At 64.3% G+C, this 21,716-nt stretch carries 43 protein-coding genes and 1 pseudogene; 43 read left to right on the forward strand and 1 reads right to left on the reverse strand.

From position 1 onward, the window contains the following. Nucleotides 1-149 precede the first annotated feature (149 nt). From GAK28_RS21870 to GAK28_RS21920, 11 genes are all read left to right on the forward strand, one after another. Nucleotides 150-302 carry a hypothetical protein gene (locus GAK28_RS21870; RefSeq protein ID WP_291784406.1) on the forward strand — a complete coding sequence of 51 codons (153 nt, stop codon included), beginning with the start codon at nt 150-152 and terminating at the stop codon, nt 300-302. Nucleotides 303-318: 16 nt separating this feature from the next. Then, nucleotides 319-570: a hypothetical protein gene (locus GAK28_RS21875; RefSeq protein WP_291784407.1), complete on the forward strand. Its 252-nt coding sequence runs from the start codon at nt 319-321 to the stop codon at nt 568-570. 21 nt (nt 571-591) lie between these two features. Continuing rightward, nucleotides 592-789, forward strand: a complete 198-nt coding sequence (locus GAK28_RS21880; RefSeq protein ID WP_291784409.1) for a hypothetical protein — start codon at nt 592-594, stop codon at nt 787-789. Between the two features lie 51 nt (nt 790-840). Then, nucleotides 841-1,077, forward strand: a complete 237-nt coding sequence (locus GAK28_RS21885; protein ID WP_291784411.1) for a hypothetical protein — start codon at nt 841-843, stop codon at nt 1,075-1,077. Nucleotides 1,078-1,155: 78 nt separating this feature from the next. Beyond that, complete coding sequence (locus GAK28_RS21890; protein ID WP_291784417.1) at nt 1,156-1,491, forward strand: hypothetical protein; 336 nt, start codon at nt 1,156-1,158, stop codon at nt 1,489-1,491. Between the two features lie 29 nt (nt 1,492-1,520). Next, entirely contained in the window at nt 1,521-1,766 is a 246-nt protein-coding gene (locus GAK28_RS21895; protein WP_291784418.1) for a hypothetical protein, read from the forward strand. 21 nt (nt 1,767-1,787) lie between these two features. Beyond that, nucleotides 1,788-2,039, forward strand: a complete 252-nt coding sequence (locus tag GAK28_RS21900; protein WP_291784419.1) for a hypothetical protein — start codon at nt 1,788-1,790, stop codon at nt 2,037-2,039. Then, complete coding sequence (locus GAK28_RS21905) at nt 2,036-2,251, forward strand: hypothetical protein (protein WP_291784420.1); 216 nt, start codon at nt 2,036-2,038, stop codon at nt 2,249-2,251. Before GAK28_RS21900 ends, GAK28_RS21905 begins: the two co-directional genes overlap by 4 nt. 21 nt (nt 2,252-2,272) lie before the next feature. Next, the gene (locus GAK28_RS21910) at nt 2,273-2,629 is read left to right on the forward strand and encodes a hypothetical protein (RefSeq protein ID WP_291784421.1); all 357 of its coding nucleotides are present in this window, start codon (nt 2,273-2,275) and stop codon (nt 2,627-2,629) included. A 26-nt stretch (nt 2,630-2,655) separates the two neighbouring features. Then, complete coding sequence (locus GAK28_RS21915; RefSeq protein ID WP_291784422.1) at nt 2,656-2,958, forward strand: hypothetical protein; 303 nt, start codon at nt 2,656-2,658, stop codon at nt 2,956-2,958. A gap of 18 nt (nt 2,959-2,976) precedes the next feature. Then, on the forward strand, nt 2,977-3,294 hold the full coding sequence (locus tag GAK28_RS21920; protein ID WP_291784423.1) for a hypothetical protein: 318 nt from the start codon (nt 2,977-2,979) through the stop codon (nt 3,292-3,294). Nucleotides 3,295-3,308: 14 nt separating this feature from the next. On the opposite strand, the gene GAK28_RS21925 is transcribed toward GAK28_RS21920, so the two are convergent. Beyond that, nucleotides 3,309-4,049: a M48 family metalloprotease gene (locus tag GAK28_RS21925; protein WP_291784424.1), complete on the reverse strand. Its 741-nt coding sequence runs from the start codon at nt 4,047-4,049 to the stop codon at nt 3,309-3,311. A 270-nt stretch (nt 4,050-4,319) separates the two neighbouring features. Between GAK28_RS21925 and GAK28_RS21930 the strand changes: the two genes are divergently transcribed. The 32 genes and pseudogenes from GAK28_RS21930 to GAK28_RS22085 form a co-directional block, all read left to right on the forward strand. Next, on the forward strand, nt 4,320-4,973 hold the full coding sequence (locus tag GAK28_RS21930) for a hypothetical protein (RefSeq protein ID WP_291784425.1): 654 nt from the start codon (nt 4,320-4,322) through the stop codon (nt 4,971-4,973). A gap of 134 nt (nt 4,974-5,107) precedes the next feature. Continuing rightward, complete coding sequence (locus GAK28_RS21935) at nt 5,108-5,719, forward strand: hypothetical protein (RefSeq protein WP_291784426.1); 612 nt, start codon at nt 5,108-5,110, stop codon at nt 5,717-5,719. Continuing rightward, the gene (locus tag GAK28_RS21940; RefSeq protein ID WP_291784427.1) at nt 5,709-6,356 is read left to right on the forward strand and encodes a hypothetical protein; all 648 of its coding nucleotides are present in this window, start codon (nt 5,709-5,711) and stop codon (nt 6,354-6,356) included. The genes GAK28_RS21935 and GAK28_RS21940 overlap by 11 nt, the downstream gene beginning before the upstream one ends. A 132-nt stretch (nt 6,357-6,488) precedes the next feature. Continuing rightward, the gene (locus GAK28_RS21945; protein WP_291784428.1) at nt 6,489-7,571 is read left to right on the forward strand and encodes a phosphoadenosine phosphosulfate reductase family protein; all 1,083 of its coding nucleotides are present in this window, start codon (nt 6,489-6,491) and stop codon (nt 7,569-7,571) included. 111 nt (nt 7,572-7,682) lie between these two features. Beyond that, a complete protein-coding gene (locus tag GAK28_RS21950) occupies nt 7,683-8,027 on the forward strand; it encodes an H-NS histone family protein (RefSeq protein WP_291784429.1) in 345 nt (114 codons plus the stop codon). Between the two features lie 98 nt (nt 8,028-8,125). Further along, a complete protein-coding gene (locus GAK28_RS21955) occupies nt 8,126-8,503 on the forward strand; it encodes a hypothetical protein (protein ID WP_291784430.1) in 378 nt (125 codons plus the stop codon). A gap of 132 nt (nt 8,504-8,635) precedes the next feature. After that, a complete protein-coding gene (locus tag GAK28_RS21960; protein WP_291784439.1) occupies nt 8,636-9,079 on the forward strand; it encodes a hypothetical protein in 444 nt (147 codons plus the stop codon). Nucleotides 9,080-9,229: 150 nt separating this feature from the next. Then, nucleotides 9,230-9,748 carry a hypothetical protein gene (locus GAK28_RS21965; protein ID WP_291784440.1) on the forward strand — a complete coding sequence of 173 codons (519 nt, stop codon included), beginning with the start codon at nt 9,230-9,232 and terminating at the stop codon, nt 9,746-9,748. Between the two features lie 375 nt (nt 9,749-10,123). Beyond that, nucleotides 10,124-10,471: a hypothetical protein gene (locus GAK28_RS21970; RefSeq protein ID WP_291784441.1), complete on the forward strand. Its 348-nt coding sequence runs from the start codon at nt 10,124-10,126 to the stop codon at nt 10,469-10,471. Continuing rightward, nucleotides 10,429-11,196, forward strand: coding sequence for a DUF2786 domain-containing protein (locus GAK28_RS21975; RefSeq protein WP_291784442.1), 768 nt, complete (start codon nt 10,429-10,431; stop codon nt 11,194-11,196). Before GAK28_RS21970 ends, GAK28_RS21975 begins: the two co-directional genes overlap by 43 nt. Then, nucleotides 11,186-11,743: a hypothetical protein gene (locus tag GAK28_RS21980; RefSeq protein WP_291784443.1), complete on the forward strand. Its 558-nt coding sequence runs from the start codon at nt 11,186-11,188 to the stop codon at nt 11,741-11,743. Before GAK28_RS21975 ends, GAK28_RS21980 begins: the two co-directional genes overlap by 11 nt. Further along, on the forward strand, nt 11,736-12,572 hold the full coding sequence (locus tag GAK28_RS21985) for a phage Gp37/Gp68 family protein (protein ID WP_291784444.1): 837 nt from the start codon (nt 11,736-11,738) through the stop codon (nt 12,570-12,572). Before GAK28_RS21980 ends, GAK28_RS21985 begins: the two co-directional genes overlap by 8 nt. After that, on the forward strand, nt 12,566-13,114 hold the full coding sequence (locus tag GAK28_RS21990) for a thermonuclease family protein (RefSeq protein ID WP_291784445.1): 549 nt from the start codon (nt 12,566-12,568) through the stop codon (nt 13,112-13,114). The genes GAK28_RS21985 and GAK28_RS21990 overlap by 7 nt, the downstream gene beginning before the upstream one ends. Continuing rightward, nucleotides 13,098-14,507, forward strand: a complete 1,410-nt coding sequence (locus GAK28_RS21995) for a hypothetical protein (RefSeq protein WP_291784446.1) — start codon at nt 13,098-13,100, stop codon at nt 14,505-14,507. Before GAK28_RS21990 ends, GAK28_RS21995 begins: the two co-directional genes overlap by 17 nt. A 62-nt stretch (nt 14,508-14,569) precedes the next feature. Then, nucleotides 14,570-14,815: a hypothetical protein gene (locus GAK28_RS22000; RefSeq protein ID WP_291784447.1), complete on the forward strand. Its 246-nt coding sequence runs from the start codon at nt 14,570-14,572 to the stop codon at nt 14,813-14,815. Nucleotides 14,816-14,817: 2 nt separating this feature from the next. Then, nucleotides 14,818-15,072 (forward strand): hypothetical protein, encoded by a 255-nt coding sequence (locus GAK28_RS22005; protein ID WP_291784448.1) that lies wholly within the window; start codon nt 14,818-14,820, stop codon nt 15,070-15,072. 32 nt (nt 15,073-15,104) lie between these two features. Beyond that, the gene (locus GAK28_RS22010) at nt 15,105-15,455 is read left to right on the forward strand and encodes a hypothetical protein (RefSeq protein ID WP_291784449.1); all 351 of its coding nucleotides are present in this window, start codon (nt 15,105-15,107) and stop codon (nt 15,453-15,455) included. A gap of 21 nt (nt 15,456-15,476) precedes the next feature. After that, nucleotides 15,477-15,776 (forward strand): hypothetical protein, encoded by a 300-nt coding sequence (locus tag GAK28_RS22015; RefSeq protein ID WP_291784450.1) that lies wholly within the window; start codon nt 15,477-15,479, stop codon nt 15,774-15,776. Between the two features lie 30 nt (nt 15,777-15,806). Next, a complete protein-coding gene (locus GAK28_RS22020; protein ID WP_291784452.1) occupies nt 15,807-16,016 on the forward strand; it encodes a hypothetical protein in 210 nt (69 codons plus the stop codon). A gap of 29 nt (nt 16,017-16,045) precedes the next feature. Continuing rightward, nucleotides 16,046-16,351, forward strand: coding sequence for a hypothetical protein (locus GAK28_RS22025; RefSeq protein ID WP_291784454.1), 306 nt, complete (start codon nt 16,046-16,048; stop codon nt 16,349-16,351). Nucleotides 16,352-16,383: 32 nt separating this feature from the next. Beyond that, on the forward strand, nt 16,384-16,659 hold the full coding sequence (locus GAK28_RS22030; RefSeq protein ID WP_291784457.1) for a hypothetical protein: 276 nt from the start codon (nt 16,384-16,386) through the stop codon (nt 16,657-16,659). A gap of 21 nt (nt 16,660-16,680) precedes the next feature. Continuing rightward, complete coding sequence (locus GAK28_RS22035; protein ID WP_291784459.1) at nt 16,681-17,325, forward strand: hypothetical protein; 645 nt, start codon at nt 16,681-16,683, stop codon at nt 17,323-17,325. A gap of 17 nt (nt 17,326-17,342) precedes the next feature. Further along, a complete protein-coding gene (locus GAK28_RS22040) occupies nt 17,343-17,771 on the forward strand; it encodes a hypothetical protein (RefSeq protein ID WP_291784461.1) in 429 nt (142 codons plus the stop codon). Continuing rightward, nucleotides 17,768-18,715, forward strand: a complete 948-nt coding sequence (locus GAK28_RS22045; protein ID WP_291784463.1) for a 3'-5' exonuclease — start codon at nt 17,768-17,770, stop codon at nt 18,713-18,715. The genes GAK28_RS22040 and GAK28_RS22045 overlap by 4 nt, the downstream gene beginning before the upstream one ends. After that, nucleotides 18,708-18,926: a hypothetical protein gene (locus tag GAK28_RS22050; protein ID WP_291784465.1), complete on the forward strand. Its 219-nt coding sequence runs from the start codon at nt 18,708-18,710 to the stop codon at nt 18,924-18,926. Before GAK28_RS22045 ends, GAK28_RS22050 begins: the two co-directional genes overlap by 8 nt. 65 nt (nt 18,927-18,991) lie before the next feature. Further along, nucleotides 18,992-19,309: pseudogene (locus GAK28_RS22055) on the forward strand (DNA cytosine methyltransferase); the annotation flags it as partial. A 74-nt stretch (nt 19,310-19,383) separates the two neighbouring features. Further along, on the forward strand, nt 19,384-19,836 hold the full coding sequence (locus GAK28_RS22060; protein WP_291784467.1) for a DNA cytosine methyltransferase: 453 nt from the start codon (nt 19,384-19,386) through the stop codon (nt 19,834-19,836). Continuing rightward, complete coding sequence (locus GAK28_RS22065) at nt 19,833-20,069, forward strand: hypothetical protein (protein ID WP_291784469.1); 237 nt, start codon at nt 19,833-19,835, stop codon at nt 20,067-20,069. Before GAK28_RS22060 ends, GAK28_RS22065 begins: the two co-directional genes overlap by 4 nt. Continuing rightward, nucleotides 20,066-20,548, forward strand: a complete 483-nt coding sequence (locus GAK28_RS22070) for a hypothetical protein (protein WP_291784471.1) — start codon at nt 20,066-20,068, stop codon at nt 20,546-20,548. Before GAK28_RS22065 ends, GAK28_RS22070 begins: the two co-directional genes overlap by 4 nt. Before the next feature lie 58 nt (nt 20,549-20,606). Next, nucleotides 20,607-21,185, forward strand: a complete 579-nt coding sequence (locus tag GAK28_RS22075) for a hypothetical protein (RefSeq protein WP_291784473.1) — start codon at nt 20,607-20,609, stop codon at nt 21,183-21,185. A gap of 11 nt (nt 21,186-21,196) precedes the next feature. Further along, entirely contained in the window at nt 21,197-21,403 is a 207-nt protein-coding gene (locus GAK28_RS22080) for a hypothetical protein (RefSeq protein ID WP_291784475.1), read from the forward strand. 61 nt (nt 21,404-21,464) lie between these two features. Continuing rightward, nucleotides 21,465-21,716, forward strand: a 252-nt coding sequence (locus tag GAK28_RS22085; protein ID WP_291781585.1) for a transposase, incomplete at its 3' end; no start/stop codon positions are given.

A 21,716-nucleotide genomic window follows, 5' to 3' on the forward strand; every position in this document is an offset into this window, starting at 1 on the left:
TGTTCGACCCTTGTGGTGCGTTCCCGAACGCGGCGACCTGTCACCGTTGCGGGCAAGATGGCCTGGGCGAAGATGGTGATGGCCCCTGCAAGCACTGCGGGTGGGACTACGACGACGAAATGCCTGAGTGATTGCCCAAGGAACCAGCAATGCCAAAGCAGACCAAGGACGAACGCGATCTAGCGTTTCTGCGCGAAATGAAGGAGCGGCTGGAGAAGGGGCGCAACGGCGATCCCACCCAGCTTGACTACGTGGCGCAGATGATCGACGACTGGATGGCCGAGTTAGGCCACCGCTCGTGACTAGAGGAAAGATGAAATGGACCAAGATTCCAACAATCGAATGATTCTGGGGCACACGTTCTTGGCTTGGGCCGCCGTGGGTTTGTTTGTGACGATTGCTGATGCGATGTCGGCAGCGCATGCGCCCTTCGGGATTTTCGTAGGCTGGCCGTTTCTGTTCGCCCTCCTGTCCGCAAGCGTGATCGCAGCCCGTAAGAAGGCATCTTGGGCAATCACCGGGGTTCTCTCGGTCCTGGGCTGCGTCGGGTGGCTCTTGATGCCAAATTGATCGAGTAATCAGGAGGACCGCATGAACATGCGCGAAGGACGGTACGGGCCAGTGCCGATCGAAGAGATCAACCGGGTGCTGCCGGACAAGCCGCCACTCCAAGAAGAGCGCCGGTACGAAGCACAGGCATGGTGGGCAGACGGGAATCTCTTGGGTCTTGTGGGTCAGGCGTTGATGAGGGTGCTTCGTGGATTGGCTCACCTTCTTCACCTGGGCTAAATAGCCTAGACAGAGTCACGAGAGTCCTGTCTGACCTTTAAGATGGTGTACATGAGCACCAAAGAAAAGACCAACAACGAGCGTCTACGCGAGTTGATCCAGGCGTCCGGTCTCACCCAGCCGGTAGCGCTGACTGTGTTCAACAGGGGCCTGGGCGCGAGACCCTATAGTGAGTCGGCCTGGAAGTCGTTCCTGTCGAGGCCGGATTCATCCCGGTTCCGTGCGCTGAGCGACGAGATGTTGGCGCACGCAGAACGGCAGTTTGCAAAGGTGAAAAAGACCGCTTGACATGGTGTACAAGTACACCAAAAATTGAAGCGTCAACAAAGCAATTTGCTTCATCTCCTCAACCTCGAAGGATTTCCTATGTCGCTGCTCATCGACCTCTTCTTGTTCCTGCTGGTCGTCGTGTTCTTCCCGTACATCGTTGTCGGTCTTGTCATCGGCAAGGTCCTCGTCAGCCTCGCTGAGGTGTTCCACCTGCCGGCTCTGTTCGCGGCGCTGAGTGCTGGCGGGCTCGCGATCTTGACGTGGCTCAACAGCGTCCCGAACGACTCCCGCCCGTTCGCCTCCATCGTGGAAGTGTTCTCCCAGGCGCATCTCCTCGGAGTTGCGACGCCGGTCTGGTGCGTGGTGCTGGCAGTGACCCTCTTCGTTGCGGCGGCCTCGAAGGGGTTCCGGCGCGTCTCTCGGGCGCATTGATGCGGCGCGAGGCTCCTAGGGAAGAGACCATGACCATCAACATCAAGTTCGTGAAGGCTCACGACAACCCCAACGGCACGGTAAGCGGCCGACTCGAAGTCTCTGACGCCGGCTGGACCAGCCAGCCGTTCCTGGCGGAATTGAACGACGTGCACCCCGGGTTCGCCGACCACATCGTGAAGGCAGTGAACACGCATGCGGCGCTCACGAAGGTGCTTGAAGCCGAAGGCGCTGATGGACCCGTGCGTGCTGCGCTGGCTGGGTCGCTCGGTTGACTAAGGAATCGGAAGCCGAACATGGACAGTTCGCACATGGAGTTTGCAGAGCTTGAGCATCAGCTCCTTGTCGGCAATCAGACCGATCGCGACTGGTCGCTCTGGTATCGCCAAGCCGAGGTACTGGTCGGCGGCGATCTCGACGGGGATGGCGACGAGAACGGCTACAGCATCGACGAAGCCTACGACTTCTTCCGTGCCAGAAAGACGCCCGCCGAATACGTCTCCGTGGTGCGGGCACGGCCCAACTTCGTTGTTCGTGCTCACACATGATTGCACCTGCCCCCGACGATCTGCGGTTCGCTGCCGAGTGGCTGCGCGCCTATGACGACGAGCACGACGGCGGCGAACAGAGCGCGGTGGCCGCAAAGGTCGCCGAATGGCTCGATGCCCAGGCTGATGCCAAGGAACTGCGTGCCGTCGCTCTTGAGCATGGTGTCCCCGTCGCCGGCCTGCGCGAGCGCCTCGCTAAGGCCACGAACTGACGAGGCTGGAGGAAGCAAGAGATGAATGCACGCGAACAACTTGCCGCCGTTGCTGACTGGCTCGGCTGGCAGCACGAGAACCTGTCGTTTGGGCTCCGCAGCAGCATGGACGCTTTGCGTCTGTACGACTACGCCCAGGCACACCCTGATCTGCCCGAGATGGCCGACGAATGGAAGTCACGCAGCCGCATCGCTGCGCTGGGCTACGATCCACTGGCGGTGCCCGAGGCTGTCGAGGGCCGTGATGTTGCTGAGACCGGTGCTGCTCGCGCAGCGCAGGCGTTGCGTCAAGCTCGCGATCTGCTGGACTCCGTGGCCTTCGTATCGCGACCGGGGGATACGGCGAAGGTGATCGCCGCGTTGGATGCCGCGCTCTAAGAGACAGACTGAGGGCCAAAACGAACATGCACAGCATCAACCTCGCCGGCTTAGAGCCGGAGACCCCATCGTCCGCCGCCCAGCGGCATCTCGCGAAGATTCACGAAGCCGACGCGGCAGGGCCTGCCCAGGTTCGTTGCTCGACGACGGAGGCCATCATGGTGGCCCTGGCCCTCTGCAATCGCGCCTACCTGCCCGAGGGACTCGGCAAGGTGCATGCAGGCCATCTGTGGTGGCGGCTGGATGATGGTCAGCGTTCGGCGGTCGCGCAGTACGCGGCAGAGGCTGGGCGCGGTGGTGACATCGCGTCGGCTGGCCGCGCAGCCTAAATCGGTCGAGGAGAGATGATGTCGAAATCCGTCTACAAGCCAGAGTCGGAGTGCAGCCAGGCCGAGCTGATTGCATGGCGGGGCACACGAGTCGCCCTGGCTGCTCTTGGGGGCGGCGCTGCCGGTGCCGCAGTCCTGGTCGTTCTCGGCCTGGTGGCGCAGTTCCCCTCGGCGCTGGTGTTCGGCCTGGTCTGCTGCATCTGTGCCGCCGTGCGTGGGTTGGCTGCGCGACTTCTCATCCACGTCCCGTCGCAGGAGCTGCTGGCGGCCATGCGTGAGATTCGAGCCGCCGGCGGATCGCCGTCCGGTGAGCGCTTGATCGAGACCTGGGAATAGGGCGAGGCGGGCGTCTACGCCTTCGCGAGCTGGGCCTCGGGAGAGGTGGCAGCGATGCGGCGGTGGAAGCTCGGATGCGTGCTCAGCAGGTCCACCAGGACGCTGGGGCGCTTCACTTCCTTCACCATCCGCGCCAGGGCGGCGAGCCCGTGGCGGGTGGTCGAGCAGTTGGTCAGCCGGCTGGCTCCGCAGTCGGCTGCGAACTCGCACTGGCGCATGAAGGCCAGGTAGCCGAGCAGGATGAAGGGGGCCAGCAGCGGCGGCAAGCCGAGCAGGGCCTTCCCGAGGTACAGGCCAGCGAAGACGATCGCCTGGAAGAGGCTGTGCTTCAGACTGATGTGGGATACCTCGTGGGCAATCACGAAGTCCAGGGTGCGGGCGTCCACCGCCTTGCACATGCCGGTGGTCACGAAGACGGTGGCTGCGCCAGGCATGCCGATGCCGAAGGCGACCGGGCTGGCGTGCTCGACGAACACGAGCTTCGGCGTGCTGATGCCAGCAGCGGCGGCATCCCGTTTCAGGGCGACGGCCAGGAGCTTGCGGGTCTCAGCGTGGCCGGTCGTGGACGGCACGGCCAGGAACTCGTGCAGCCACGGCGCGATCCAGGCGTAGGCCAGCAGCAGCAGGCCGGTCAACCAGGCTGACGCCGCCTGTTGCTGCTCAGCGCCCGAAGAGACGAGGCCCGCGATGGTGTCGATGGCAGCCACCACGCCAACCAGCACTGGGAAGGCGAGGAGAAGACGGGAGCTGCGCATCGGAACCATGAGGGCATTGTCTTTCTGAAGGGGTTCTGCAACCCCTTAGATCGGCGCTTTGCCGAGGCTTATTAACGGTTTGCCCGTGTTGGGGTAACTGTCCGAGAAATCGTTCTCGAAATCTGCCGGCGTTCGCTCATCGCACCGTAGGAAGCCGCCGACCTGCGCATGCCCTTCGGACACCGCCAGCCTGCACGACGTGGCAACGGATGTGCCTTCCGCACTTCGATCGCCCGCAAGGGCTCATCCCTTTTTCTTAGGAGGACATCTATGGGAACCAGAAGCGTCATTCAGGTCGTCGGCAACACCGACACGCTCCCTGACCAGGCCGGGGCCTACTCGGGCTCTGTCAGGCTCTATCGTCACAACGATGGCAACCCCGGTGACTGCCTTCCCGCGATTGCTCGCTCCATCGAGATGATGGAGCGGCTGGTGCAAACCAGTCTGAGCTGGAGACGGGAACAAGTACGCCATATCGCTGTGGAGCCGATGGCTCACGCCATCATCGCCAACATGATGAGCAACTACGCCCTCGCGGCGCAGGTGGAGAAGCTCTACACGGGTGCGCCGCGCCTGCTGCACCTGGGCGATCAGTCCGACCTGGAGTGGCTGTACGTGGTGGACTGCAAGAACTTGCTGGTGAACGTCTACACGTCCAAGCAGGGGAATGCAGCCGGCCAGACCCTCTACAGCGCCACGCCAGGCGAACACCTGGAGGCCGGCTTCTTCAAGGACGCTGAGCGGGTGTTCCGTGAGGACTACCAGCCGGATGCCGTGGAAGCTGCGCTCACTGACTTCGCCGATGGCGTGAAGGCGATCGCGGCAACTGGCTGGCGGTTCAACGAATGGGAGGACCCGTACCTGCGTCTTGTTCAGCGAGCTGCAAGGAAGAACGCTCAAGTCGCGTCTGCGTTCTGCATCTGACCCCGAGGCCCTGAGCCCAACCCACTACCCCGCGTCCAGCCTGGACCGAGGTTTTTCTTTGGCCGCGCAACGGATGGCCCTCGTTGCAAAGCGACGGCTCTCCACCCTGGAGAGCGGCACACCTGGAGATGATGATGAAGTACGAGGCATTGGTGGCGCGGGACTTCCCCGGCTACAAGACGGTCGCGATCGAAGCGGCTGACGATCAAGACGCGCTGCGCCTTGCGAAGGAGAAGTTCAGCTCGGGAGAGCTGATGGACGGAGGCGCTGCGTTCGATCCGCAGTGGGACCTGCCCGATGCCGACCGGATCGTGTCGCTGACGCGAGCTGATGGTGTCGTGCTGCTGGAAGGTTGGTATGGCAGCTCGGACGGCAGCCAGGTGATCCACGGGCCTGTCGTCGAGAGCTTGGCTCGCGAACTGCGGGAAGGAGCGGTGGCCGACATCTGGTACGACGCGAAGGACTTCGGTGATTCGAGCGTCGAGGAACAGATCGAGACCACTCAGCTCAGCATGGAGTTGGCCGCAAGCCTGCTGGAGCGTCAGAACGAAGTTCTGCTGCTGATGCTGGCCTTGCTGGAGCCCGCGTGCGCCCCAGGCGGCATCGGGCCTCACGAGTTCTCGCGACCTGGTGGCTGGCGTGAACGTGCAGACAAGCTCGTGGTGCAGGCCCGGCATCTCGCACAAGTGCGGCAACAGCCTGATCGCAAGGCTGTGGCTGGCAAGGAGGTGAAGCATGTCGGCTAAGCAGACCTTCGAGGCGATGCGTGGCGTGATCGAGAGTCCGGCCTATCCGTACTTGAAGCACTACCGGCAGGACTTCTACGAGCACGACCGCCGGTTCATCGAGCGGAACCACTCGACCGATGCGAGCTACCTGTGGATCGTTCGGGAGAGCGGCACCCACCTCATCGCACTGGGCGTCCACCCGAAGATGTGCGAGGAGGGGTTCGCCGCGATGGAGCTGTCCAGCGCTTGCGACCTGTACCTCGTGAAGCGAGAGCGGGTCAAGCGTGTCGGGCGTGGAGAAGCTGAACGGCTTCTGCGCGAGTTCCGCTACCGGGTCGAGGGCGCTTCCGTGGTTGACGCCCAAGGCGTGCTGGCCGGCTTCACCGTGTCGATGTCGCCGTGGCATGCCGGACCGGTCAAAGGGACGGTGCGCTATGCCACTGGTGCCAGCAACCGACGCCTGTCGTTCGGGGACCTGATCGCCCTGGCGCAGATTGCGGAGTGCGAAGTCATTCGCTCCACGCAGTCGCTGTTCACTCCCACCGAGCTGATTTTGCTCGACGGTGTGGACCTGCGCGATCTCATCGAGCAGCGGCGTCAAGACGCACCGGCTGCGCCTCGTGCGTGTGTCGGTGATCCTGCGCTGACCTGGTGACGGATTCGACCGTCGCCTGATCCTCCCACCCCAAGCCCTGCGTCCGACCTGGACCGGGGCTTTTTCTTTGGCTGCGCAACGGATGGCCCTCGTTGCAAAGCGACGGCTCTCCATCCCGGAGGGCGGCAAGTCTTGGAGGACAAGGAAATGGATCGAACGGAGATCGTGCCGGCGATGCTGGCTGTGTCGGAAGAGGAGGGGGCCTACGTGCCGTCCATTCAGGAGCACTTGCTGCCCCGCCTGGACGACTACGACCGGTACCTCGTGTTTTTCAGCGGTGGCAAGGACAGCATCGCGTGCGTGCTCAGCTTGCTGGAGCAGGGCGTGCCTCGGGACCGCATCGAGCTGCACCATCACCTCGTGGACGGGAACGAAGGTTCCACGCTCATGGACTGGCCGGTGACGAAATCCTACTGCGAGGCATTCGCACGGGCTTTCGGACTGGACATCTCGATGTCGTGGCGTGAGGGCGGGATCGAGCGCGAGATGCTTCGGCAAGACGCACCGACCGCGCCGTCATGGGTGCCGGTGTCCTGGCCGGGCTCCGCACCTGGTCAGACGCATGTGTCGGTTGGTGGTGCTGGCCCGAAGAACACTCGGCGCAAGTTCCCCCAGGTGTCTGCTGACCTGCGGGTCCGGTGGTGCAGTGCCTACGCCAAGATCGGCGTTGGCGATGCCTACATCACCAACGACCCGAAGTTCCGCCTCGGCAAGACCTGCGTCGTGACCGGCGAGCGAGCGGAGGAGAGTCCTTCGCGTGCCCGCTACAACGTCTTCGAGGCGCATCGTGCGGACAACCGAGACGGCAGGCGTGTCGCCCGCTGGGTCGATCACCTCCGCCCTGTCCACGCCATGAAGACCGGCGAGGTATGGGACATGCTCAAGCGCTGGAGGGTGGCACCGCACCCCGCATACAGGCTGGGTTGGGGCCGCACGAGCTGCATGAAGTGCATCTTCGGTTCGCCAGCGCAGTGGGCAACCATCAAGCTGATCGACCCGAGTGGATTTCGTGTGATCGGCGACTACGAGCGCGAGTTCGGTGTCACGATCCACCGCTCGCTCAGCGTGGACCAGCAGGCGGCGATCGGCGTGCCCTACGCAGTTCGTCCCGAAGATGTGGCCGCCGCGATGGCGACCGAGTACCTGGAACCGATCCTGGTTGATGACTGGCAATTGCCACTGGGGGCTTTCGGCGAGAGCTGCGGCCCCTCCTGATACCCCACACCACCCAAGCCCTGCGTCCACCTGGACCAGGGCTTTTCTTTGATATCTTTGCGCGGCACCCCGGCGCTGATGCCGGCACACAGACGATCCTGGAGATAGTGGATGGCAAAGACGTTGCAGACGCTGCTGAAGCAGATCGCACAACTACAGAAGCAAGCAGATGGTCTCCGCAACAAGGAGAAGGCTGGAGTCGTGGCACGCATCAAGGAGGCGATCTCCTACTACAGCATCACCCCCCAAGACCTCTTCGACGACGCGCCGACCAGCCGTCGCAAAAGGCGGGAGCCGGCAGCCGTGCCTGCGGCGAAGTCCAAGGTCAAGCCCGCGCGACCGCCCAAGTACACCGATGGAGCTGGGCGCACATGGTCCGGCATGGGCAAGAGACCAGCCTGGTTCACCGAGGCACTGGCTGCCGGCAAGCAGCCGGAGGAGCTGCTGATCCGCTGATCTGCTGGCCGGCACCTCCGCGCCCTCGCAACAGATGCCCCCGTTGCAAAGCGACGGCTCTCCATCCCGGAGAGCGGCATCTGTGAAGAGGTGATCCGATGAACTCAGTTCCAGTGCAAGAGCAAGAGCCCGGCGGCCAGGCAGGTACTGCTGCACCGCCGTTCAATTTCCGGTGGCAATGTGGCCCCGTGTCGCGTCTCCTGGACGTGTGCGTCAAGCTGCTCCCAGGTCTTCCGACCGACTCAGCCGGAAAGCTCGAAGAGGTCCTGCGTGACTTCGAGCAGTTCGGTGTTCCGACAGCCTGGTCGGTCGCCGACGTGGACATGGATGACGAGCACGGCCTGAGCGACGAGCAGAAGCGTGCCGTCATCGACCGCTTTGCCAAGCGCAGCGCCGATGCCAGCGACTCCGACTGGAGCATGCTGTCCATGATCGTCGATGAGGTGGTCGAGGAAGACGCCCAGTCACCTGCCTGACCCTGCCCTGGTCCCATCCCCCAAGCCCTGCGTCCAACCTGGACCAGGGCTTTTTTTCGCCCGCGCAACGGATGGCCCCCGTTGCAAAGCGACGGCTCTCCACTTCGGAGAGCGGCACACCTGGAGATGATGATGCGGTACACACGCAATGAAGACTTGACCGGCTGTAGGGCGGGTGCGGCAAAATCTGGCGACAAGCTGGATGCGCCGCCGCATAGCAACCGGAGAAAGCCGATGGACCGGAAGGAATTTAGAAGTCTGACCACATACGAGCAGCAGAAGGTCAGAGTTGCCACCCGTGACGGGCGCACCAATCTTCAATGCCTGAAAGACATATTCGGCGAGAAGGCTGTGCCGCACTTGGCTACGGATTTTCACTGCGGCGACGGCGGAGCTACCTTCCTGGACACCAGCTCGCGCAACCCTGATTGGTACAAGCCGTTGGCGGAGATACCGCTGACCCCCGAGCTGGCTCACCAACTCGACTTGGTTGGCATGCTCGGCACCCTTGGCTGGGCGCTTCGAGAAGGCGGCGGTATGGGGACCATCATTCGCCGAGCTAGCGCGCTGGCATGAAGTTCAGGCGATGGCACCCGCCATTCGCCATCCCACCAAGCCCTGCGTCCAACCTGGACCGGGGCTTTTTCTTTGGCCGTGCAACGGATGACCCAGGTTGCAAAGCGACGGCACTCCATCTTGGAGGGCGGCACACCTGGAGGACATCTGATGATCGCAACCACGACGGCGACGGCAGCGAGCGACAAGCCCGCGAACACCGCCATTCAACCGGTCCCTGTGGACCGCCTGCCGGCTGAACGCCAGGCATTCGTGCTCGGCATGGTGCAGTGGAACCTGTTTCCGACCGGCTTTGTCCTGAAGCGGCATCCCTGGTTCGGCAAGACACGCAAGGGCTTCGATTGCCTGAGTGGTGCCGGATACAGCCGCTTGCAGGAGCTGATCGCGCAGGGCCACCAGGGTGCTGCCGAGCGGGGTCTTGCCGTCGCGCGGGACCACTGGAGCGACTGGGCCAAGCGTGCCGTGTCCGAGCTGCTCGCGCCGCTGACCGATGTGCGGTTGGAGGAGGCGATCCAGACGGCCTACCGGTCATCCGACGAGACGGGACTGCCGCAGACGGTCTACCGAGACGGCGACAGCGGCGGTTGGAGTCACACCAACGCCTTCGCCAACCGCCTCGCGAGGGCCGAGCTGGCGGTGACTGCGCTGCCGACGCGCTACTTCACCTGAACCACCCCACCAGACCCCAACTCATCGAGTTCGGGGTCTTTTTCATGGCCCGAAAACAGCAAAGGCCCGCGAAGCGAGCCTTTGGTCCCTTTTCTACCTTGCGGCGTCGTGAACTCCTGGGAAGGAGGCAAATCGAGGAATCACGCTTTCCCACCTGAGAAGAGTCTTGGAGGACATCACTCAGTTGCTGCGAAGGTTATGGCGACGCAAGCTGGCTGTCAAGCGTCTTCGTTGCGTTGCGTGCCGTCTTAGACTCTTTACTGTGGGAAAATTATACTTTGACGGTGCCCATAAGCGGCACTACCATGAGCCACGGTCGAAAGGCCGAGTTGTCTCCTTGATCCGGGTTCGGACGCTGTAGATGGTCTACACCGGATGCCACCAGGCATCGAAGCGTCTTCCGTAGGGCGTAAGCGGTTTTTTTCAATGAAGCGAAGCGGTCGAGTGGATGTGCTGTTGCGAGTGCTCGCCTACATCGAGGTCTCGGGCGTCGCGAGGATTCGCGACCTGATGGACCTCACGGGCTACTCGCGCACCGCGATGTTCCGGCTGCTTCGCATGGCGAAGGACGAACTGGATGTCAGCGTGGAAGCGGTCCGGGGTCGTGGCTATGTCATCCGCGATTGGGGAGTGCTGAGCGGCAAGGCTGTGGTGAGCCGCCACGAGTCAGAGGTGAAGACATGGACCGAAAAAAAGTCCTCGCGAAAATCCAGAAGTGCCTAGCGCTCGCGGCTTCGAGCAACCCGCATGAGGCCGCTGCCGCAATGCGCCAGGCGCAGGCGCTCATGCGCGAGTACGGGGTCGAAGAGGGCGAGGTCCTGGCAGCGCAGGTGTCCGAGGCTGATGCCCGCACGCCGGCGTCGAAGCGGCCTGCCGTGTGGGAGAGCTACCTCGCGAACATGGTCGGCTCCGCCTTCGGCACGCAGGTGTTCTTCGGGCCTGGCCTGAAGTTCCGGAAGGGTCGCAAGACTGGGCGCATGTCCGGGGCTTGGAAGTTCGTTGGCACGAGCGCAAGGCCCGAGGTGGCTCGCTACACGTTCGAGGTTCTGCTGCGCCGCGTGCGCAGCGCTCGAACCAACTACATCGAGAACGAGCTGGTCGGCTGGCCCCGAGCTGAGCGGACCCGCAAAGGCGATCTGTTCGCACGGGCCTGGGTGTCCGAGGTGAAGAGGCAGGTCAACGACTTCGCTGCTGACCTGGGCGAAGAGAAGGCGATCACCGCCTACCTCCAGTTGCACTACCCGGAGATCGGCGAACTCAAGAGCACGAACCGCGATCCGCACCTCGGCACCAAGCCGCTCGATCGCCATCAGCTCAAAGACCTGGTGGCCGGCTTCGAGGCGGCCAAGGATGTGGTTCTTCATCACGCAGTCAACGATGCCGAAGCGCGAGCTGGCATCGGCATGACGCGGCAACTTCAGCTTGAAGGGGGCAGCCATGCGGCCTGACATCCTGACCGTCTCGGGGCGGTACTTCGACTTCCTGAATCCCGAGGGAAATCAGTTCGACATCGAGGTGATCGCCCATGCGCTGTCGCACGTATGTCGCTTCGCTGGGCACACGCGGGAGTTCTACTCGGTCGCGCAGCACAGCGTCCTCGTGAGCCAGGTCGTGCCCCGCCAGATGCGGCTGGCAGGCTTGCTTCACGATGCGGCGGAGGCGTTCCTCGGAGATGTGACCAAGCCACTGAAGCGACTCATCCCCGAGTACACCGTCATCGAGAAACGGGTCGAAGCCGCTCTGTTCCGGGCCTTCGGGCTACCGGCAGAGCTGCCGCCGGAGATCAAGCGGGCAGACCTGGTGCTGCTGTCAACGGAGCAGCGCGACCTGATGCCAGCGCACGATGACTGCTGGGAGCTGATCGCCGGCGTGCGACCGCTGGCCGAGCGCATCAGGCCCATGCCTCCGAAGGAAGCGAAGGCGCTGTTCCTCCATCGGTTCGCCGACATCGTTCACAGCGATTGCTGTGCCACCGCAGGGGTCGAGCATGGCTGACAAGACGGGGATCGAGTGGACCGAGGCGACGTGGAACCCCGTCACGGGGTGTTCCAAGGTCTCCGCAGGCTGCAAGAACTGCTATGCCGAGCGGGATTGGATTCGACTGGGTAGCAATCCCTCGGCGAAGTCCTACTACGGGCGCGAGTTCACCGATGTCGCCTGCCACCCCGAGCGCTTGGAGCAACCGCTCCACTGGCGGCGGCCCAGACTCATTTTCGTGAACTCGATGTCCGACCTGTTCCACGAGGACGTGCCCTTCGAGTTCATCGACGAAGTGTTCGCCACGATGGCTCGCGCGAAGCACCACACGTTCCAGGTCCTCACCAAGCGCCCTGAGCGCATGGTCGCCTACTTCCAGTCGGCCAAGCCCGCGTCGGCCAGCGACGGATACATGGACTGGGGCTGGGGTGAGACCCCGTGGCCGCTGCCGAATGTGTGGATGGGCGTGTCGGTCGAGGATCGCCGGCACGGGGTGCCGCGCATCGACATGCTGCGCAGCGTGCCGGCGGCGGTGCGGTTCATCTCGGCGGAGCCGCTGCTCGATGACCTCGGGGACGTGAACCTCGAAGGCATCGCCTGGTTGATCGCCGGGGGTGAGAGTGGCCCCAAGGCCCGCCCCATGCCGATCAACGCCGTTCGTGCGCTACGGGACAAGTGCGTGGAGGAAGGTGTGGCCTTCTTCTTCAAGCAATGGGGCGAATGGGGGCCGACGAGTGCTGTGTCCAACGGAGTCGAGCGGGTCGGTCGCAAGGTGTCTGGCTCGGCGCTGGACGGCGTGGACTGGAAGCAGTTCCCCATCACCACGGTCTCGGAGGCGTCATGCTGAAGGCGTGGGCCGCCGTACTGGTGCTGCTGGGCGCTGCCTGGTCTGCTGCTGCTGCTGCGCCAATCACGCACCTCCACGGCAAGGTGATCTACGTTGACGACGGCGACACGCTGATCCTCCTCACCGAAGGCCACAGCAAGGTCAACGTCCGCCTCACGGACATCGACGCGCCCGAATCGGCGCATGGCAAGGGCAGGCCGGGGCAGCCCTTCAGCCAGCGCTCCAAGGAATCCCTGTCCCAGCTCGCGCACGGCAAGCAGGCGGACGTGGACTGCTACGACACGGACCGCTATCAGCGCCAGGTCTGCCGTGTGTTCGTTGACGGCCTGGATGTCAACCTGGAGCAGGTCAGGCGCGGCATGGCCTGGGCCAACCGGGCAGACAAGCGGTATGTCCGCGATGCCCATGTCTATGAGCTGGAGGACGAAGCCAGGGCCTCGCGCAGGGGACTCTGGGCGTCCAGGAGCCAGCAGCCGATCGCGCCGTGGGAGTGGCGCAAGGCGTGCTGGCAGAAGGGAGCATGCGATGGTCAGGGTGATTGAAAGCGGCGTTCGCGCCGTGCGGGCTGCTCTGTGCGGCGCGGTGCTGTGCGCCGTCGCGGCTTGTGGCGGCGGTGGTGCCGATGGCACGCAGTCGCGGTTCGACTACCCGGTGGCCCTGGACGCCGCCTATGGCGACGCCGGCTACCGCATCTTCTCCACGGGTCTCAGCGACAAGGCGTTTCTGAGCCTGTTCAACGTCAGCGACTTCCTCATCGACCGCGCCGGTCGGATCGTGATCGTGGGCACCAGGACCAGCGCCGACCGGCAGGCATGGGTCCTTCGGCTGTTGGCCGATGGCTCGCCAGACCCGAGCTGCGGCCAGTCGGGGTGGTCCTCCTTCACCACGGGTGGCCCAGCAGCGCCGCAGCGCGTTGCGCAGCTTGCTGATGGCCGGTACGTCCTGGGCGGCTACCTGGGTGTGCCGAGCGTGTGGGCGCTGCGCGAGGACTGCACGGTCGATGTGTCGTTCGGCAAGAACGGGCAAGCCGTGCTGCCCGCGCCGTCACCCACGGAGGTGCAGGACGGCGTGAACGCGGTCGCCATCGACCAGCAGGGCAGGGTGCTTGCAACCGCCGGATCGACGATGAGCGGCAAACTGCTGCTGGCGAGGTTCACGCCACAAGGCGTGGCTGATGCCACCTTCGGCGCTGGAGCCGGCTACGTGTCCCTGGCACCGACCGATGGCGCATCTCCTCAGCCTGCGGCCATCGCCGTGCGGCCAGATGGCCGGGTGCTGATCGCCGCCTCGATGGCCTACAACAGTCAGGTGGGCCACTGGGCGGGCTTCGTGCAGGTGCTCGCCGATGGAAGCCTGGACCGGTCCTTCGGCACCGGGGGCTTCGTGTCCATCAAACCGGACCCGAACTACGTGGTCGTGCCGAAGTCCCTGATGCTGCTTGCGGACGGATCGGCCATCCAAGCCGGGCTCACACAGCCAGGCGTGCTGGTGGGCACGGTGATCTCCTCGGACGCCTACTGGCTGAAGGTGACACCTGGTGGTCAGGCCGCCAGCACGTTCGGCACCAGTGGCCTGCTCATTTGGGAGGCCAGCCCGGATCAACGGCGCACGTCGAGCAACTACGTCACCAGCATGCTCGACGACGCCGGGGGCTTCTTCTCGTGCCAGAGCTGGATCAACAACACCAAGGTCAGCCAGCAGGTCGAGGCGGCTTCGCCGCAGGTCCTGGTGCAGCGACGTTCCACCGCTACGGGTGAGCTGAGCACTTCGTTCGCCGCCGGCGGCACGGGCTGGCTGCCTAGGCAGCGGGACCTGGCCGCGAGCTGCATCGGTGTGCGTCGCGGGAGCGATGGCCGCGTCCTGGTGCTCATGGACTACGGCCCAGCCGAGCGCGCCACCGGGCAGACCTTCGCACTGGTGAGGGTGTCCCAATGATGGGCGAGCGTGAAGCCTCTGGGCAGGCCACGCGCAGGCTCGCGCCCCCTTCGACGAAGGCAATGCCCAGGTCGGGCCTCTCCGACTCGGAACGGGCTTTCCTGAAGCGTCTGCGGGACGAGTTCACCACGAACGATGGGTGGGCCATCTGCTCTACCAATCCGCCGAGTGCAGCCATACAAGGTCTGGTCGATCGCGGCTACTGCAAGCTGGCCCAGGCGCTGTGTGGACCTCTGGCTGTGCCGACTGGCGAGGTGATGGTTTCGCTGACCGAAGCGGGTCGCCTGGCGCTACTGGGGCAGAGCTGAACGTGGAAACCGATCGCAGTAACCGTCGAGACGTGCGCAATCCGCTGTCTGCGCTGCCCGAAGCTCAGGCATTCCTCGACCTTCCTCCGGAAGCCCAGGCCGCGCTCCGAGAAGCACTGGTGGCCTTCTCAGCCGCGTGCCGCACCAAGGCCGACACCGCGTGGCGAAAGCACAAGCCACCGATGGCGGCCTACTGGAAGGCTTGGGCGGTCAATGCGCGGCATGCCGCAGTGCTGTTGCCGCGCCGAAAGCGGTGAGCCCTTCCATCCCTGAGTGACAAGGACATCCAATGCAAATCTGGTACGAAATCGACGAATACAAGGCCGAAATCTACCCCCTGAAGGTCGAGAAGAAGGGGGATTCCATGTTCACGCTGGTCGGTGGCTACCGCCAGCAGTATCAGCGTGACAGGCACTTCAGGAGCTACGACATGGCGCACTCGAAGCTCAAGGAAAAGTTCGAGAAGCACATCGAGCACTACCGCGAGTGGCTAGCGCGGAATGAAGCGAGTCTTGAGAAGCTCAAAACAGGCGTCTACGCCAGCAAGCCCGCGCACTACTCCGCGCTGGAGGATGAGGCCGCCGGCATCACGACGGGCAGCGCTGCTCACCTGGCTCGTGCCGTTGCAACCGGCGACTGAATGCCGGCCCAGGAACTGAACATGACCATCACCAGAACCGTCATCAGCTACTGGAAGCCTTCCATGACGGACGGCGACGCGCAGCACCTGCAAGCCCTCGGCCTGCGCGGTGCAACGCTCAAAGGCAACCCGTACACCGGCCACCTGAAGAGGCCCGGCGAACTGAAGGCGCTGTGCGGAAAGCAGCCCGGGGCCGCCGGGCGTACCAACCGGATGGTGTCGCGCAATGGCTGGTATCTCTGGCCTGACTTCGAGGGTCCGGGCCGCACGCCGTGCGAAGCCTGCCTGAAGGCCGCCGAGCTGCTGTCCGCACCCGCCTAACCGTCACACCCTTGGAACTGGATTCTGACCATGAGCCGACTGAACCGCCGCCGAAAGCAAGCAGCCGCACGAGGCGTCCACGTCATCCGCTGGCCTAACGGCGGACCGTGGGACGTGTTCGTGGAGACAGAAACGCTGCTCGGCCCTCGTGGCGTCACCCGCACGAAGCGCGAAGCCGTCAACTTCGCCTATTGCATTGCGCAACACGGGCGCGGCCCTGCGCTGATCGCGAGCGCCTGACCTTCCCGCCCTTGGACCTGGAGCTTGATATGAGCATCGAATGCGGCATCTGCGAGCGCGACTTGCGCGGTGGACACGCGCCCGACTGCCGGCGCGAAAAGTCTGCACCAGACCTCGGACCTGACGAGTTCATCGGCAAGGCCAAGATCAACGGCCATTGGTACAGCGGTCGGCACATGATCCGCGTGGCGCAGATCACCCATAACGGATCGACCTGCACGGTCCCGCTGAGTGCGCTGATCGACATGCTGGGCGTGGACGAGACCTATCAGGTCCGCGTCACCAGCATGCGCAAGGCTGAGTTCGATCGCCTCGAAGAGTTCGCCGGCTGGTAGCCGCTTTCCGATCTCAGAGCCACGACCTGACCATGAGCGAGTTTCTGTCCCATCGCACGGCCTATCGCGTTTGGTGCCCAGAACGGGGAAGCACCAAAGAGGATGGCATGCGGGTGGATGCCTTCAGCCCCGAGTCTGCCGCCGTGAAGTGGGCGGAGCGGGACGACGCGGACAGCGCCGACTACCTGATCGTGCGCGGAAACGACGCCACCGTGCTGGTGGCAGAGGACCACGACGGCGCACAGGAGCATCGCTTCACCGTCAGCGGCGAGTCGTGCCCCGTGTACCGGGCTCGCCAGATCACCTGACTTACCGGAATCAACTTCACCATGAGCAACCCCCGAAACAAGTTTGCAGTCCCCTTTGATGTTGTGCTCGATGAAGACGCGGCAGACCTGCTGCGCCAGACCATCGGCGATGACGAGGAGGCTGCGCCCGTCCGCCTGCTTGTCGGCGGCGGCCACTCCGGCTATGGCTTGTACCTGGCCCATGCCGAGTACCAGGAAGAGGGCGCTGTGCTGTTGTGCCCGATGCCGTCTCCAGCGTCTCTGAAGGCCGGCGACGAGGCAGGCACCACGGCGGAGGTCCCGCCAGTCGAAGACCTGCTGGTGATGGCCGTCGAATGCGGCCTGGTTCGCATGTCCAAGGTCATGGACGCCGACCTGCAAGCCGCCCTGACGGCGTTTGCCAAGCGCCTGGCTCCCGCCACTGCTCCGCTGCTCTCGCCAGACGACATGAAGTGGTTGGAGCGCATCCAAGACCAGTTCGCGGATGGCGAGGGGTACGACGCTCCCGCCGAAACGATGAAGCGCCTGGCCGACCTCGGAGCTGTGCGCCGCACGTCGGGCAGCCACTACGCCCTCACGTCGTTCGGCATGCACTGCCTGTTCCCCGATGAGTGGCCCTTCCCGTTGCGGACGCACGGTGAGTACATGGCCGAAGCGAACGCGCGGCTGGCCGCCAAGTCTGGTTGATCTCAAAGGAGCGCGTGATGAACGACGACGCCAAGACCTTGGTCGATCGCCTTGCCGATGAAGCGGACCAGTGTCGCAACGATGATGCGACCGACATCGCCAAGCTACTCGATGAAGCACGCGAAGCCCTGCTCAAGGTGGACCGTCCCGACAAGACGGAAGCCATTCAATGGCCCGTGGCCCGAGATGTCGGGCGCATCGGGGACATGAGCCCGTCTGCCTCGCTGCGCGTCGGGCTCGACAGCGACAACGACGTGTACGTCAGTGTCTGGGACGAGTCCGGCGGTGGAAGCGTCGAGTTCTGCTGCCCCGGCGCAGGAGGTGGGCGCTCCCCCAAGACCCGGATGGCTCTGATCGAGCTGATGAGAGCGATGGAGGCCGACAACGCGGTGTCTCCCAGCAACGACTGGTGGGCCAAACGGTTGAAGGGGAAGGCTCCGGAATGACGCTCAAGGAGACGCCGGTCCGAGGCCCGCTCAGCCGCACCGCCCTGAAGGCCGTGCGGCTCAAGCCCGCGCCCGGCCAGCCGCCCGTCAAGCGGGTCTGGAGCATCCGCAAGCGGGCGCACATCGAGCTGTTCGACCCAGGGCAGTGCGTGGCGATGCAGCCCAAGCGAGCGCCGACCCAGCGGCAGCAAGAGGTCCTCGCTGCAGGCCGTCGCCGGCGGATGTTCGGGCAATGCCGGGCCTGCCAGGCGGAGGTGAGTCGCTCCGAGCTGGATCGCCACGGCGTGTGTCCGACGTGCGTCAGCAGGTTCCTGTGGGAGGAAGAAGAGGAGCGCAGGCAAGAGCAACGTGAGGCCCTCGTGGAGCGCGAGGCGGCCAGGTGGAAAGAACTGGCGGAGCTGCTCGTCCGTCACGACAGGACGGTGTTCATCGACACCGAAACAACTGGCCTTGATCCCGTGGTTGCCCTCGACGAGATCATCGAGATCGCCGTGGTGGGTCCTGCCGGAGAGACCATCCTGCAATCCCTGGTTCGCCCTGTCGCCAAGACCGCCTGGGATGAGGCTCAAGCCGTGAACGGCATCGCGCCCGCCGACGTGGCCGATGCGCCCTTGCTCTCCAAGCTGGAGCAGCAGCTCGCGACGGCGGTGCAGGAGGCCGAGTGCGTGGTCATCTACAACGGGCCGTTCGACCTCGCCTTCCTGCCGCCGCGCATTCGCGAGATCGCAGCCCCGAAGGTGCGCTGCGCGATGCGGGCCTTCTCCCTCTGGGCGGGGGAGTGGAGCGAGGACCGCGATGACTTCCGCCGGCACAAGCTCGGCGTCGCCGCCGCCTATGCCGGCTTCCAGTGGTCAGACCCCGCTCACCGGGCTCTGGCCGATGCGCAGGCCACGCGCCATGTGTGGACCTGGTTGCTCGAACGTCATGAGGAACGAAATGGCTGAAGTGGACAAGGCCAAGGAAGGCTGGACCTGGACTCAGGGAAGCCGCAAGTGGCACTACTACCGCGAGAAGCGGGCGATTTGCGGTGGCATGTTGCTGTTTGTGCATCCGAGCGAGGGCTACGAGCTGGGCAACAACGACAGCAAGGACAACTGCGCGGCCTGCAAGCGCCGCATCGCCAAAGAGGTCGCCGACCAGGGAGCTGCGAAGTGATCGCCATTGACCTGTTCGCCGGAGCTGGAGGATTCTCCGAAGGGGCCAAGCGTGCTGGGCTCCAGGTGGCCTGGGCTGCAAACCACTGGCCTCTGGCCGTGCAGTTCCATGCCACCAATCACCCGAATACCCTGCATGTCTGCCAGGACCTGCACCAGGCCGACTGGTCGAGGGTGCCCGAGCACGACATCTTCCTCGCCAGTCCGGCCTGCCAGGGACACTCCCCGGCTCGCGGAAAAGAAAGACCCCACCACGATGCACAGCGAAGCACCGCCTGGGCTGTGGTGAGCTGCGCCGAGTTCCACAAGACGCCCTACGGTGTGGTCGAGAACGGCCCCGAATTTTTGGAGTGGACCTTGTACCCGTGCTGGGAAGACGCCATGCGCCGCCTCGGCTACTCGGTCTCGCCCTACATCATCGACGCCGCCGATCACGGGGTGCCCAGCACAGGGTCCGGATGTTCCTGGTGCTCACGCGCTCCAAGAACCCGATCAGGCTCAACCTGCCCAAACGGCCTCATCGCCCTGTGGCCGAGATCATCGAGTGGGACACCTACCGGTGGAGCCGAATCCACAAGCCTGGCCGCAGCGATCGCACGCTCAAGCGCATCCAGGCTGGCCGAGGTCGCTTCGGCCACACATTCCTTGCCCCGTACTACAGCAACGGGAGCGGGCTGACCGGTCGAAGCATTGACCGCCCGGTCGGCACGTTCTCCACGGTGGATCGGTGGGCCATCATCCGTGGCGACGAGATGCGGATGTTCCAGCCCTCCGAGGTCCGCGCTGGCATGGGGTTCCCCAAGTCCTACGTCCTCCCGGCCACCCGCCGCGAAGCCATTCATCTGCTGGGCAACGCGGTATGCCCGGTGGTCGCCGAGGACCTGCTCAATGCGATCAAGGAGGCTGCATGAAGACCCCGTACCGTGAAACCCAGGACCTCGACGAGGCCCTCGCCGCCCAGGCCATCGAAGCCGCAGACGTTGGCAGCCGGCTCGCCCTGGCCGAGAAGCTGCTCGACGAGGTGTCGGCCTGCTTCACCCGTGACGACGACCTGCCGGATGGCCTGTTGCCCCGCATCACCGCGTTCCTGAAGCCTCCGGCCCAGGCCCAGGGAAGTGAGTTCCACGCCGGAGCGGGCGCATGATCGACCTGGTGGATTGCGTCTCCCTGAATCGCCTGGAGGCGATGCGAGGCGACCCTGCATGGGTGATCGTGTCGATCACCGACACCGACAAGTCCGATGCCAGGGTTCCCGATGGCTTCGGCCCGGTGCTTCGCCTGAAGTTCGATGACCTGGACGCGGACGCGATGGCCCAGGGCAGTCAAGGTGTGCCGTTCACGCAAAAGGACGCCAGGCTCGTCATGGCCTTCCTGGATGAGATGCACGACCACCCTGGATATGCGGGGGTACTGGTGCATTGCGAGGCCGGACGCTCGCGCTCAGCGGCCATCGCAATTCTTATATCTGCCCTCTATGGGGGAAAATTCGCCCATGAGCGACGAGTGGATGGCTGGAACGATCTAGTGCTGCGCATGCTGGAAAGCACGGCGGGAAAACGGGTCGTTAGGCCGCAGGGGATGGTGGTAGTGCCGGGGACACGGTTGAGCTGCGCAGATGCTTGAAACGGTCTGCGTTCTGAGCCGAAGAAGTGCCCAGGCATGGAGCCCTCAGCTCCCGACCGTGGCGATCTGCATCCGTGATGTGGGGAGCCCTCCATTCCAGCTCAGCCCGGCCATCCGGGAGACGCTGCACCTGAGCTTCGACGACATCGCCTCGCGATTCGCCAACCAGGTGCTGATGACGCGGCAGCAGGCCCGTGATGTGCGAGTGTTCCTCGACCACCACGCCCGTTTGCCGGAGACGAAAGCGGTGCTGGTGTGCTGCGAAGCGGGAGTGTCTCGCTCCGCTGCCGTGGCGCAATTTGCCGTTGAGCGGTACCACGCTGAGCTGTTCGGCCAGCAGGACCTGGGGGGAGCAAACCCTTGGGTGCTGAGGTTGATGCGGGAACCGGTTTGGCGCAGCACGCTGGCAAGGGTGGCGGGTTGGGGAAGGGGCATGTTGGATCGGGTGGTGCGCGATCAGCGCATCACGAACGCACGCGACAGCGTGTCCCCTGCCGCGAAAGCGGCTCACCCCAGTGGCGAAGCCACTTCACCCGCTGCGTCAGCAGCTCAACAGGCGCGTCAGTCGCCTCAACCGCGCCCGACGAAGGAGGGCGCTGGTTCCGGGGTAATGAGACATGGACAGGTGTTCGAGTAGGAGAAGCAAACATGGCGAGTAAAGGCGGCAGGATGCTGACCGGAACAGAGAAACGAGTTCTTCGCTCCCTGCGGCGCAAAGGCGAAGTGCGGGGGGTGAGGGCGCTGGCACAGGCCGCCACCGGTTCAGACGTGGATGCTGCTCAGGTGGACGTGCTGCGCGACTACCTCGACACAGCCATGCACCTGACGGCGACGGGCCACATCGCGATGAAGTGATCTTGCCCCCGTTTCACGGACACCCCTATAAGCGATTAACTATCGCAATAGGAGGTGGACGATGACCAAGAGCAAGGCAGGCAGAAAGGGGCAGGAGTTCAGCCTGGAGTTCAGGCAGCAGGCACTGTTGCGAGCGGCCACAGAAGGGGTAACCACGGTGGCTCGTGATCTGGGGTTGCAGCCTGCCCAGCTGTACAGTTGGCGCGCCCAGGCGCGGCGGCACGACCAGGACGATCAGGCACAACGCTTGGAGTTGGCCGAACATGCACGGCTCAAACGTGAAGTGGCGCGGCTGGAGGAGGAGAACGCTTTC

It is taken from the genome of Luteibacter sp. (assembly GCF_009912395.1).
Taxonomy (GTDB): domain Bacteria; phylum Pseudomonadota; class Gammaproteobacteria; order Xanthomonadales; family Rhodanobacteraceae; genus Luteibacter.